This is a genomic window from Ruminococcus sp., from assembly GCF_045129435.1.
Classification (GTDB): domain Bacteria; phylum Bacillota; class Clostridia; order Oscillospirales; family Acutalibacteraceae; genus Ruminococcoides.
Window position 1 is genome coordinate 1 of sequence record NZ_JBGVJL010000046.1, and the last position, 12715, is coordinate 12715.

Genomic DNA, 12715 nt, shown 5'->3' on the forward strand with positions numbered 1-12715 from the left:
CTGTTGATGAGGCAGAATACAGCGGAGAATTGCTTGGAAATGTGCTTTATGAAGTGCTGAAAGACGGATTATAATAAAATGTGAAAATAGCTTGCAATATAATGTTGCTTTTGGTATAATTTGAATATATGTATCCGCAAGGAGTAAGATAATGAAGAAATACAGAATTTCAAAATCTGCACTCTGTATGCTGTTTGCGGTAGTATTTATGCTTGCGGCTGCCTTTAGTGCATATGCCGTTGATATTGACGGTGACGGAATTGACGATGGCGATATTGTGGAAACTGAGGTTTATACCGAACCGGAGTACACCGAGGAATATACCGAGATTGAAACTATTCCCGAAACCGAGGTTTATACCGAACCACCGACAGAGTATTATACTGAAGCAGTAACAGAGGAATATACCTATGAGCCTGTCACAGAAGAGCCGACAGAGCCGTATTATGAAGAAACAACTGAATATGATTTTAACAATAATGTAGTAAATGAAACCGTTTCACCTACTCAGCTTTCTACTTCAAAGGTAAGTACAAAGCGTTACGAAACAAACTATGCCGCAGGTGTGGTATCATGGTGTTGTGTAATTGTAGGTATAATCGTAATAATATTTGTATTGCTCAGCACAAAGATTTCTTATGCTCTTGAAAAAAGAAGAGAACAGAGAGATATTTATTCTTCATAAGGAGAGCAGTATGGATAAAATTAAGATTGGAAATATTGAATTTAAGTCAAGGGCAGTTCTTGCACCAATGGCAGGAGTTACCGACAGGGCATACAGAGAGCTTTGTGTAGAATTTGGTGCAGCATACTGTGTTAGTGAAATGGTGAGCTCAAAAGCTCTTTCGTTTAATAGCAAAAAGAGTGAAGAACTTATGGAAATCTCTGATTTTGAACGCCCATGCGGTATTCAAATTTTTGGAGATGATCCAAAATGTATGGCAGAAGCTGCCGTACATTCAATGGAAAACAAGCCTGATATTATTGATATAAATATGGGATGCCCTGCACCAAAAATCAGCTCAAACGGCAGCGGAAGTGCTTTGATGAAAAATCCTCGGCTTTGCGGTGAAATTGTACAGACTGTAACAAAGGCTGTTGATGTTCCGGTTACAGTAAAAATCCGCAAGGGTTGGAATAATTCATCTGTAAATGCGGTTGAGGTTGCTAAAATATGTGAGCAGGCAGGTGCGGCGGCAATTACAATCCATGGCAGAACAAGAGAACAGTATTATAAGCCGCCTGTTGATTATGATATAATCAAAGAAGTCAATAATGCGGTGTCAATCCCTGTAATTGCAAACGGCGACATTACTTCGGCTAAGAAAACAAAGGAAGTAATGGATTACACCGGCTGCTCACTTGTTATGGTTGGACGGGCTACACTCGGAAATCCGTGGATATTTTCGGAAATCAACGCTTATCTTGAAAATCCCGATTGCATATTAAAGCCACCGACGCTTGAAGAAAAGCTTGAGGTTATGTGCCGACATATTGAAAAAATGGTTGAGTATAAGGGTGAACATATGGCAATGCTGCAGGCAAGAAAGTTGATTGCCGGATATTTTAAGGGAATGCGTGGTGCGGCAGAGCTTAGAAATCAGTCGGGCAAGGTATGTACTCTTGATGATTTGTACGCTCTCAAAAGCAAGGCTTTATCATCAGTTTATGATGCTTAAAATATATACTATAGATAAAGGGGAATAATTATGAGTGAAAAAACAAATATTGCAGCACTTGATTATCTCAACAGCTACGATCCGGCTGTTGGAGAAGCTATGACTGCAGAGCTTAAAAGACAGAGAAGAAATCTTGAGCTTATCGCAAGTGAGAACATTGTTTCTCCTGCTGTTATGGCAGCAATGGGCAGTTTGCTTACAAATAAGTATGCAGAGGGTTACCCGGGAAAGCGTTATTACGGCGGCTGTCAGTGTGTAGATGTAGTTGAAGAAATTGCAAGAAAGAGAGCTTGTGAGCTTTTTGGTGCAGAGCATGCTAATGTTCAGCCACACTCAGGTGCTCAGGCTAACACAGCAGTTTACTTTGCTATGCTTAACCCAGGCGATACTGTTATGGGTATGAACTTAAACGAGGGTGGTCATCTTACACACGGTTCACCTGTTAATATTTCAGGTAAATACTTTAACTTCGTACCATACGGTGTTGACAGCGTTACACATAGAATTGATTACGACAAGGTTCTTGAGATTGCCAAAGAATGCAAGCCAAAGCTTATTGTTGCAGGTGCTTCTGCTTATCCGAGAATTATTGATTTTGCAAAGCTTCGTGAAATTGCAGACGAGGTTGGTGCATATCTTATGGTAGATATGGCTCATATTGCAGGCCTTGTTGCTGCAGGGGTACATCCAAACCCTGTTCCATACTGTGAATTTGTTACATCCACAACTCATAAAACTCTTCGTGGTCCAAGAGGCGGTCTTATTCTTTGCAGAGAAGAGTTTGCTAAGCAGATTGATAAGGCTATCTTCCCGGGTACTCAAGGCGGTCCTCTTATGCACACAATCGCAGCTAAGGCAGTTTGCTTTGGTGAGGCATTAAAGCCTGAATTCAAGGAATATGGTGCTAAAATTGTTTCTAACTGTAAGGCTCTTGCAGAGGGACTTTTAAAGAGGGGCAATAAGCTTGTTTCAGGTGGTACAGACAACCATGTACTTCTTATGGATCTTCGTGATACGGGTGTTACAGGTAAGGAGCTTGAGGCTCGTCTTGATGAGTGCTACATCACAGTAAACAAGAATACAATTCCGGGCGAACCACTTTCTCCGTTTGTTACAAGTGGTGTTCGTATCGGTACTGCTGCTGTTACTACAAGAGGTCTTAACGAAGAAGATATGGACAAGATTGCTGAGTACATCACTCTTGTTCTCAATGATTTTGAAAACAGTGCTGATAAGGTGAGAGCAGGCGTTGAAGAAATCTGCAAAAAATATCCTCTTTACGAATAATTTTACTTAGTTATACTTTCCGTTCCATCAAATCTATGGTGGAACGGAATTTTTTTGGAAAAAATCTTGACAAATTCTACGAACAAATGTACTATGAAATATATACATATTTAACTTGAATTTATTTACATATTAATTGAAATGAGGCAATATTATGAGGACTCCGCTTGCAGATAGAATCCGCCCACAATCTCTTGATGATATAGTAGGGCAAAAGCATTTACTCGGAGAAAACAAACCACTTCGCAAAATTATTGAAAGCGGAGAAATTCCTAATTTGATTTTTTACGGCCCGTCAGGTGTGGGCAAAACTACTCTTGCAACCTACATTGCAAAGAGAACAAACAGAACTCTGAAAAAACTCAACGGTACAACTGCATCAACTTCCGACATTAAAGAAGTAGTTTCCGAGTTGAATACTTTTTCAGGAATGAACGGAATTCTACTTTATCTTGACGAGATTCAGTATTTTAATAAAAAGCAGCAACAGGTTTTGCTTGAATACATAGAAAACGGCTCAATAACCTTGATTGCGTCAACAACCGAAAATCCGTATTTTTATGTGTACAACGCAATTCTCAGCCGTTCAACTGTTTTTGAGTTTAAGTCAGTGCCGCCTGAAGAAATAGAAAGATCAGTTGAACGAGCAGCCAATATCATTGCAGAGGAGCAGGAGATAGAGGTTGATTTTCCTGAAAACTGTCGCAAAAAAATTGCGTACGGCTGTGGCGGTGATGTACGAAAGGCTATGAATGCAGTTGAGCTTTCAATCCTTGTAGCTGATGAAATTGACGGTGTAAAAACGATAACAGAAGAGAGTGTGGCAGAGCTTGTACAGAAAAGTGCAGTTCGCTATGATAAAGACGGTGACGAGCATTATGATATAATTTCTGCTTATCAGAAAAGTATGCGTGGCAGTGACAGCAATGCTGCTCTGCATTACCTTGCAAGATTGCTTGAAGCAGGAGATTTGCCAAGTGCATGCCGCAGACTTATGGTGTGTGCCTGCGAAGATGTTGGACTTGCCTATCCTCAGTTAATTCCAATTGTGAAATCCTGTGTTGATATTGCTCAGGCAGTCGGATTGCCCGAAGCTCAGATACCTTTGGCAGACGCAGTAATTATGGTGTGCAACGCACCAAAATCAAACTCGGCTTATAACGGAATACATCGTGCAATGCAGGACTTAAAGGCAGGAAATTATGGCCCTGTGCCTCGTCAGCTCCAGAATATGCACTATGATGGGGAAGACAATAACAATAAAGGACAATTTTATAAATACCCGCACGACTATCCAAATCACTTTGTCAAGCAGCAATATTTACCGGATATTATTCAGAACAGAGTATATTATGAATACGGTGATAATAAAAATGAGCAGGCATACAGGGCATATTGGGAGAAAATTAAAAAAATATGACACTATTATTATTCACAAAAACAGCACTTTTTGTTTGTGCAAGTTGATATTAAATTTTTATTATAGCTTCCTTTTTGTCTATTATATACAAATATAGTGCATAAAGTTTGGCTACAAGAAAATTAAATAATTCTTATTAAGAAAAAAGCATTGACAAACATTGTTGTATAATATAATTGTCAGAATGTGGAACTATATTATCCACAAAAACCATAAAAATAAAATTTGGAGGAAATTCTTATGGTAACAACAAAGCACAAGGTACTCAGCTTAATACTCTGTATTATGCTTGCAGTATCGGCAGTTTGTGCGGGCAGCATGGCAGTATCAGCAGCAACAGGTGATACTGTATATGTTCGTGTAAACAACGGCTGGACAAATCTCCACTGCTATATGTGGACAGATGGTTCAGGCAACAACTCAGCATGGCCGGGTGCGGCTATGACAAAGGTTGAAGATGGCGTTTATTCTTATACACTTACAGGTGATTTTAAGAAAGTTATTTTCAACAACGGCAGTGGTGGCAATGGCAACCAGACAGGCGACCTTACATATGCAGGCAACGGTCAGATTTATGATCTTAGTGCAGGCACATGGTCAGCTTATTCAGGTGCAACAAATCCAACACAGGCTACACAGCCTACAACAGCTCCTTCAGGCGATGTAAAGCCAATTTACTGTCAGAATGATGCCGGTTGGTCAAATGTATATTGCTACATGTGGAATGGCAGCTCAGATTCAAACGCTGCTTGGCCTGGTAAGCCAATGACTGAAATCGGTGACAATGTATGGTCTTACACACCTGATAAGACATACAAGAATGTTATCTTTAACTCCGGCAGCAATCAGACAGCTGATCTTACTGTTGGTTCAGATGATCTTTACAACAACAAGACAAACACTTGGTCAGTATATGACACAAGCGACATTCAGATCACTTCTTACAAAGCTGACCCTGTAAGCTCAATTTACACAGGCACAGCAGTTACACTTTCAACAACAGCTAAGAGCCTTGTAAATGCAACAATTAGCTATCAGATTTCTGTAAACGGCAAAGTTGTTTCTCCGATGAGTGCTGCAAACTCTTATGTATGGACTCCAACAGCAGTTGGTACATACACAATCAAGTTTGAGTATTCAGATACAAAGGGCAACACAAACGAGCGTTCACTCACACTTACAGTAAATGATGATTCAACACTCGTTAAGCCTGTTATTAAGAATGTAACACCTCTTAACCTTAACTACATTAAGCTCAACACAAAGGCTACAGTTAAAGTTCTTGCAGGTGGTGGTAAGACCGGTACAAACCTTCTTTTCTACAAATATGTAGTTACAGATCCAAACGGTACTAAGAACATTCCTTACTACACACTCAACGATTCTTATTCATTCGTTCCGACAATTAAGGGTACATACACAGTTGAAGTATTTGTTGAAGGTTCTGACAACTCAAAGGTTTCAAAGACATATACTTACACAGCTGACTCTAATGTACCAACTACTACAACTCCACAGCCAACTGTAACAGTTCCTACTCCTTCAACACAGCCAACAACTGTTACTGTTCCAACAACAGCTCCACAGCCAACAACAACTCCTGTTCTTAAGGGTGACTGCAATGGCGATGGTGTTGTAAACGTAAACGATGTTACATATCTCCAGATGATCGTTGCTGAGTATGAAGGCTTGACATATGACTTCGATGTATGTGATATTGACGGTAACGGCATACTTGATATTATTGACGCAACTAAGCTTCAGTCAATCGTTTCCGAAAGCTAACGATTTATTTATCTATAACATATGAGGTACTATTATGACTAAAATTAAAAAGTGGTGTGCGTTAGTACTTTCTGTAATGCTCGTTGCAGCAATGGGTATTGTATCTGTAAACGCTGCTGATGTTTCAACTGAAGAGGTTGCAGCATCAACAGCTGAAACAGGCATCACTATCCATTATCAGAATAGCGAACTCGCACAGCCATATGTTTATCTTTGGAATTCCCTTCCAACAAACAGTGCAATGTCAGATTCGTATCCGGGTGAAAAAATGAACGCTGGTACTAATGGTTGGTTTACTTATGTGATCAACGATGTAACAGCTTGTAATATGATTTTTACTGATAAGGACGGCAATCAGTATTCACCTGAACTCAGAAGAACTACCGGTGAGTGGTGGTATAAAAACAAGAGATGGACAAGCTATGATCCTGACCAGGTTGACCCTGTGGATTCAGTTGATATGCGTGAAGAGTCTATCTACTTTGTTATGACAACTCGTTTCTATGATGGCGATACAGGCAACAATGTTCATTGCTGGGACGACTCACAGGCAAACAACCCTGATTCTGACCCTGCATGGCGTGGTGACTTCAAAGGTCTTGCCGATAAGCTCGACTACATCAAGGCACTTGGCTTTACAGCTATCTGGGTTACTCCTGTAGTTACAAATGCTTCCGGTTATGACTACCATGGCTACCATGCAATGGACTTCTCAACTGTAGATGTTCGTTATGAGAGCGATGATTTTACATACCAGGATCTTATTGACGCTGTTCATTCAAAGGGTATGAAGATTATTCAGGACGTAGTTTTCCAGCATACAGGTAACTTCGGTGAATCTTACTTCTGCAACCTCTTTGAAAAAGACACAACTAAGGATCTTTCAAACCTTGAGGAATCAATGGTTCCTACTGACTTACTCCTTGATACATTTGGACTTAATTCCCCTGAAGAATATTGGGCTCAGAAAGGTGCTGTACAGTATTCTCAGAGACTTATGCTTATGAAGAATACTTCATATCCTTCAGATGTAGGTAACTCAAAAGGTAGCTTACCTGACAAAAAAGATTATGACTCAGTAAAGCTTTCAGATTCTGACAAATACAATTCAAATAACTACTATCATACAGGATATTTCCAGAGCCTTAACTGGGATGACTGGACCTGTAAATTTGCTCAGATTGCAGGTGACTGCGTTGACCTTAACACAGAAAACCCGGCAGTAGCAGAGCACATCGTAGATGTTTATTCAAACTATATCAATATGGGCGTTGATGGTTTCCGTGTTGATACAGTAAGACATATTCCAAGACTTTCACTCAACCTTATGTACAATGACCAGCTTTATTCAGCTGCAAAGGCATCAGGTAACAATAACTTCCTTATGTTTGGTGAAATCTGTACTCGTTATACACAGATTTGGTATCGTGGTCATGCAGAGGAATCAACTCCTTACTATACTTGGAAAGAGTCTAACAGCAAATGGGCCGATTTATGGAGCTATGGTTCATCATTTGATGATATTAACAACAATATGAATGTTGTATTTGACCATTATCTTGAAGAAGATGACACTTCAGATGAGCCAACTTCAGACAATGCTTTCCTTAATGGTATTACTTACCACACACCTGACAGATCTATGGCATCAGGTATGGAGGCTATCGACTTCCAAATGCACAGAATGTTTGGGAGTGCAAGCAATGCTTATAACTTTGCTAAGAGCACAGACCAGTACTACAACGATGCAACATACAATGTAATGTATGTTGATTCTCACGACTATGCTCCTGAGCAGCCTGATGAGAAGAATCGTTTTGCAGGTGGTACACAGGCTTGGGCAGAGAACCTTGACCTTATGTTCACATTCCGTGGTATCCCTTGCGTTTACTATGGTTCAGAGGTTGAGTTCCAGAAGGGTGCTGTTATTGATGTTGGTCCTAATGCACCTCTTTCAACAACAGGTCGTGCTTACTTTGGTGACTACCTTGAGGGTGATGTAACAGCTACTGACTTTAGTGAGTACACAGCTTCCGGTACAGTTGCTGAAACACTTGCAAGCCCACTCAGCGTTCACCTTTCAAAGCTTAACGCAATCAGAAGAGCAATTCCTGCTCTCCAGAAAGGTCAGTACACAGCTTCAAGTTCATATGTAACAGGTGGCAATATGTCTTATATCCGCCGTTACACAAGTGCTGAAGACGGTGTTGACAGCCTTGCACTTGTAACAGTTTCAAGTGGTGCTACATTTAAGAATATTCCTAACGGCAGATATGTTGATGCTGTAACAGGTGATGTTCAGAATGTAACAAACGGAACACTTACTGTTTCTAACATTGGTAAGGCAAATATGAGAGTTTATGTATGCTGTGCAAATGGCTTCACAGGTATTGACGGTCAGATCGGCGGTACATCTTCTTTCCTTAAATAAAAAATAATTTTATTGCATTGTGGCACTCTTTATGGGTGCCACTTTTGCTTTGCCAAAAAAGTTTGTGACAACAGAAATCTATGTCAATAGTTGGAGTGAATTATTGTTTAGCAGAGAGTTTAGGATAAATAATATAAAATTTAGGTCGAGCCTTTTTAAAGGCTCGTGGGTTTGGGCAACGCCCAAGAAAGTCGTTTTCATTGCCTTTTATTAGGCACAAACAGCAACGCTGTTTGTGTGATACATCAAAGTTTGACAAAACAGGCGGCAGCCTTTTAAAAGAAATACTTCATTAATAAATAATAAAGAAGAATGGCTTTTTGTGTTCCTGTCGCAATCATAAGGCTTTCGCCATTGTGTTCAAGCCGCCAAACAGCAGGCTGTTTGGCTATCAAAACTTTGCGTTATCTAAAGTATTGTGTATTGTGGGCTTTGCCCACACCCACTTTTTATTTCCGAGTATAAAGTCTGCAATGAGTCAAGCAGAAATTTTCCGACCATTACAAACCATAATTTATCAATACCACTCCAACATATAAAACATAACCATAATATGCTATAACCATATAATTTTCTCATCATATTATGTAGCAGGGAGAAATGCAAAAACTAAGATTTATAAAGTGGTGAATAATATGAAAAAAGCAATATTTGTTTTTAATACCCTAACTTATACACAGAGGGGAAGAGAAGCTTTGAGAAGGAGGGGAATTCGTACTCAAATAATACGAACTCCGGCTCAACTAAGAGAAGGTTCTTGTGGTTATAGTTTGCTTGTTTTAAACAGAGTGGACGAAAGCATTGAAATATTAAAGGCGATGAATATTCCTGTGCAGGGAGTATATCCTGCTGATATAGAATGATTTACTTTGATAATGGAGCTACAACTTTTCCTAAGCCTCAGAGTGTGGTAAATGCTGTAAACTATGCAATAACTCAGATAGGAGCAAATCCCGGAAGAGGCGGTCATAATATGGCTATGAAAGCCTCTGATGTTCTGTATGAGTGCAGAAGCAACGCTGCAAAGCTGTTTGATATAGATAATCCCGAAAATGTCATAATAACAAATAATTGTACAACTGCATTAAATACTGTAATTAAGGGAGTTTTGAAGTCAGGCGACCACGCTGTAATTTCTTCATATGAGCATAATGCCGTTGTTCGTCCGCTTGAATTTCTCAAAAGCAAGGGTATTGAGTACAGTATTGCACAGGTTGAGTATGGTGATGTTGAAAAAACAATAGATAATTTCAGAAGTTCTTTTCGAGAAAATACAAAGCTTGTAATATGTACTCACGCATCAAATGCTTTTGGTATTCGCCTGCCTATAGAGAGAATTTCTGCTTTGTGCAAGCTTAATGGAATTTTGTTTTGTACCGATGCCGCACAAACCGCAGGAATTATTCCAATTTCATTAAAAAATACTGATATTGATTACCTATGTACAGCAGGTCATAAAGGTTTGTATGGTCCAATGGGAACAGGCTTATTGATAATTAATAGTGATGTTATCCCTGAAAGCCTTACTCAGGGCGGTACCGGCAGCCTTTCGGTACAAATCAATCAACCGGAAATATTGCCGGATAAATTTGAAAGCGGTACCCATAATTTGCTCGGAATTGCTGGTCTTAATGAGGGAATAAAATATGTTATGCACAAAACTGAACAAAGAATATTTAATTATGAAATCAGACTTGCTCAGAATTTGTATGACGGCTTAGCAAAAATTGATGACATTGAGCTATATACTAAAAGACCAAATGAAAGAGAAAGCGTGCCTGTTGTATCATTTAATCTCAGAAATATTGACAGCGAAACAACAGCTCAAATATTAAATGATAAATTTAACATTGCTGTGAGGGCAGGACTTCATTGTGCACCCCTTGCTCACAAATGCTTTGGAACTGTCGAAAAAGGTACTGTTAGGGCGGTAATTTCATCATTTTCAACTATGAATGAAGTTAATTATCTTATTAAATCAGTCAGTCAAATTAAATATTACAAAAGAGTGTAAAAAAGGTTGCAATTCAATGCTGTTATGTGTTAAAATAAAGTGAGTAAAAATAGAGGAGGTTAAAAATAATGGAATGGATACAAAGTATATTTTCTGTGCTAAAAACCATTGAAATTCGTGATATAATTGATATTCTTGCGATTGCATTCATTATTTTCAGCCTTTTCAAGCTTGTAAAGGAAACTCGTGCAGCTCAGCTTTTAAAAGGTGTGGGTGCACTTCTTGTGATATATTTAATTTCTTCGCTATTTGGTTTGATGATGCTTACCTCACTTTTGAGAACATTTTTTGAGGGTGCAGTAATACTTGTAGCAATTATTTTTCAGCCTGAAATCAGAAAATATCTTGAACAAATGGGCAGAAATAATACCTACAAAAAGTATATTAAGCTTATTACACATCGTGAGAAAAGCGACGAGTGGAAAATGGCTGTTAAGAAATCAATTATAGATGCTGCTGATACTGCCTTGCTGTTTTCACGCTCAAAAACAGGTGCATTGCTTGTTTTTGAAAGAGAAACTAAGCTTTCTGATATTGCAGCAACAGGTACAATTGTTAATGCAGATACCTCGGTAGCTTTGTTTGGAAACATATTTTTCAATAAAGCTCCTTTGCACGATGGTGCAAGTATTGTGCGTGACGGTAAGCTTTTTGCCGCAGGTTGTATTTTGCCGCTTACAGATAACAAGAATGTTGACATTAACCTTGGCACAAGGCACAGAGCAGGTCTTGGTATTAGTGAGCAGAGCGATGCTGTTGTTCTAATTGTCAGTGAGGAAACAGGTGTGATTTCTCTTGCAATTAACGGCGTTCTTCTTCGTAATTTTACACGAGATGAGCTTGTTGATAAGCTTGAGTCCTTATTGCTTGAAAATACTGATGACGATACTGCAACTGCCGGTTTACTCCAGAAGATAAGGAGGAAGTCGGATGAAGGAAAATAAAAGTAAAAGATCGAGATTTAAAGCGTATTTACAAAGCACAAATTTTCTGTTTATAGTTTCAATTGTTATTTCGCTAGTAATCTGGGTTTATATGAGTATAAGCACAGGCAATGACACAAGCCTTACGATTTCAGGCATACCTGTTCAGGTTGAACTGTCTGATGAGGCTGTTAATAACGGCTTACAGGTTTTTTCCGGCAGTGATTACACAGCGTCACTCACAGTTACAGGCAACAGGGCAGTGGTTGGCTCATTGCAGGCATCTGATATTACTGTAAAGGCTGCTGCAAATTATGTTGATTCTGCGGGCAACTACACACTATATCTTAATGCGTCTAAGAATAATCCGTATAGCGACTTTCAGATTTCTTCTGCTATCAAGCCGTCAACTATTGATGTGTTTATTGACTATCTGAGGGAAGAAACATTTGATATTCAGGAAAATGTTGTATATAAGGTTGAGGACGGTTATTATGCTTCAACTACACTTTCTTCCAAGACTGTGTATATAACAGGTCCGCAATCAGAAGTTTCTAAGATTTCAAAAGTTGTTGCAAGTGCAAATATTGACGGCACACTCAGTTCGTCACGCAAGGTAAATGCAGATATAATTCTGTATGATTCTGACGGAAAAGAAATTAATACAGATTTACTTTCACTTGATTTCAAAACGGTAGAAGCTGCAATTTCTGTGCTTCCGGAAAAAGAGGTATCACTCAAGCCTATATTTACAAATATACCGTCAGGATTGCAGATTACAGATGATATGATTTCTATTGAGCCGGCTTCAATCCTCCTTGCCGGAACAGAAGATGTTCTTAATAAAACAGATTCTGTAAACCTTGCTCCGATTGATTTTGCAACGCTTACCAATACTAGGTCAACCTTTGATCTTGCTGTAGAAATTCCTACAGATTGCAAGAATATAAGCAATACTTCAACTGCTAAGGTTACACTTGATTTATCATCGCTTTCAAGTAAAAAGCTTACGGTAGAAAAGTTTGTGGTACAAGGACTTGCATCGGGATATTCTGCCGAGGTAACACAGAAAAATCTTGAGGTTACGGTGTATGGCACAAGCAGTCAAATTGACTCGCTGAACGCTTCTGATATTACCGCCGTTATTGATGTGTCGGCTTCAGACGGAATGAAAGG

General features: G+C 39.1%; 10 protein-coding genes. All 10 read left to right on the forward strand.

All coding sequences use genetic code 11. The annotated features are described in order from the left end of the window. Window positions 1-151 precede the first annotated feature (151 nt). Window positions 152-685, forward strand: a complete 534-nt coding sequence (locus tag ACJMMI_RS02310) for a hypothetical protein (RefSeq protein WP_405353126.1) — start codon at window positions 152-154, stop codon at window positions 683-685. A gap of 10 nt (window positions 686-695) precedes the next feature. After that, window positions 696-1679: a tRNA dihydrouridine synthase DusB gene (gene dusB / locus ACJMMI_RS02315; RefSeq protein WP_405353128.1), complete on the forward strand. Its 984-nt coding sequence runs from the start codon at window positions 696-698 to the stop codon at window positions 1677-1679. 30 nt (window positions 1680-1709) lie between these two features. Continuing rightward, entirely contained in the window at window positions 1710-2966 is a 1257-nt protein-coding gene (gene glyA / locus ACJMMI_RS02320; protein WP_022234527.1) for a serine hydroxymethyltransferase, read from the forward strand. A 154-nt stretch (window positions 2967-3120) separates the two neighbouring features. Next, window positions 3121-4386 (forward strand): replication-associated recombination protein A, encoded by a 1266-nt coding sequence (locus ACJMMI_RS02325; RefSeq protein ID WP_405353130.1) that lies wholly within the window; start codon window positions 3121-3123, stop codon window positions 4384-4386. A gap of 240 nt (window positions 4387-4626) precedes the next feature. Then, entirely contained in the window at window positions 4627-6171 is a 1545-nt protein-coding gene (locus tag ACJMMI_RS02330) for a starch-binding protein (protein ID WP_405353132.1), read from the forward strand. Between the two features lie 34 nt (window positions 6172-6205). Continuing rightward, window positions 6206-8602 (forward strand): alpha-amylase family glycosyl hydrolase, encoded by a 2397-nt coding sequence (locus tag ACJMMI_RS02335; protein WP_405353133.1) that lies wholly within the window; start codon window positions 6206-6208, stop codon window positions 8600-8602. Window positions 8603-9237: 635 nt separating this feature from the next. Next, entirely contained in the window at window positions 9238-9465 is a 228-nt protein-coding gene (locus ACJMMI_RS02340) for a DUF3343 domain-containing protein (RefSeq protein WP_405353134.1), read from the forward strand. Beyond that, window positions 9462-10616, forward strand: a complete 1155-nt coding sequence (locus ACJMMI_RS02345) for an aminotransferase class V-fold PLP-dependent enzyme (protein ID WP_405353136.1) — start codon at window positions 9462-9464, stop codon at window positions 10614-10616. Before ACJMMI_RS02340 ends, ACJMMI_RS02345 begins: the two co-directional genes overlap by 4 nt. Window positions 10617-10684: 68 nt before the next feature. Next, on the forward strand, window positions 10685-11560 hold the full coding sequence (gene cdaA / locus ACJMMI_RS02350) for a diadenylate cyclase CdaA (RefSeq protein ID WP_405353138.1): 876 nt from the start codon (window positions 10685-10687) through the stop codon (window positions 11558-11560). Continuing rightward, a partial coding sequence (locus ACJMMI_RS02355; protein WP_405353140.1) for a YbbR-like domain-containing protein occupies window positions 11547-12715 on the forward strand: 1169 nt, incomplete at its 3' end. The genes cdaA and ACJMMI_RS02355, both read left to right, overlap by 14 nt.

Excerpts from the sequence above, each read along its gene's own strand:
- ACJMMI_RS02310 (WP_405353126.1), top strand. The coding sequence starts at position 152 with ATGAAGAAATACAGAATTTCAAAATCTGCACTCTGTATGCTGTTTGCG.
- dusB (WP_405353128.1), top strand. The coding sequence starts at position 696 with ATGGATAAAATTAAGATTGGAAATATTGAATTTAAGTCAAGGGCAGTT.
- glyA (WP_022234527.1), top strand. The coding sequence starts at position 1,710 with ATGAGTGAAAAAACAAATATTGCAGCACTTGATTATCTCAACAGCTAC.
- ACJMMI_RS02325 (WP_405353130.1), top strand. The coding sequence starts at position 3,121 with ATGAGGACTCCGCTTGCAGATAGAATCCGCCCACAATCTCTTGATGAT.
- ACJMMI_RS02330 (WP_405353132.1), top strand. The coding sequence starts at position 4,627 with ATGGTAACAACAAAGCACAAGGTACTCAGCTTAATACTCTGTATTATG.
- ACJMMI_RS02335 (WP_405353133.1), top strand. The coding sequence starts at position 6,206 with ATGACTAAAATTAAAAAGTGGTGTGCGTTAGTACTTTCTGTAATGCTC.
- ACJMMI_RS02340 (WP_405353134.1), top strand. The coding sequence starts at position 9,238 with ATGAAAAAAGCAATATTTGTTTTTAATACCCTAACTTATACACAGAGG.
- ACJMMI_RS02345 (WP_405353136.1), top strand. The coding sequence starts at position 9,462 with ATGATTTACTTTGATAATGGAGCTACAACTTTTCCTAAGCCTCAGAGT.
- cdaA (WP_405353138.1), top strand. The coding sequence starts at position 10,685 with ATGGAATGGATACAAAGTATATTTTCTGTGCTAAAAACCATTGAAATT.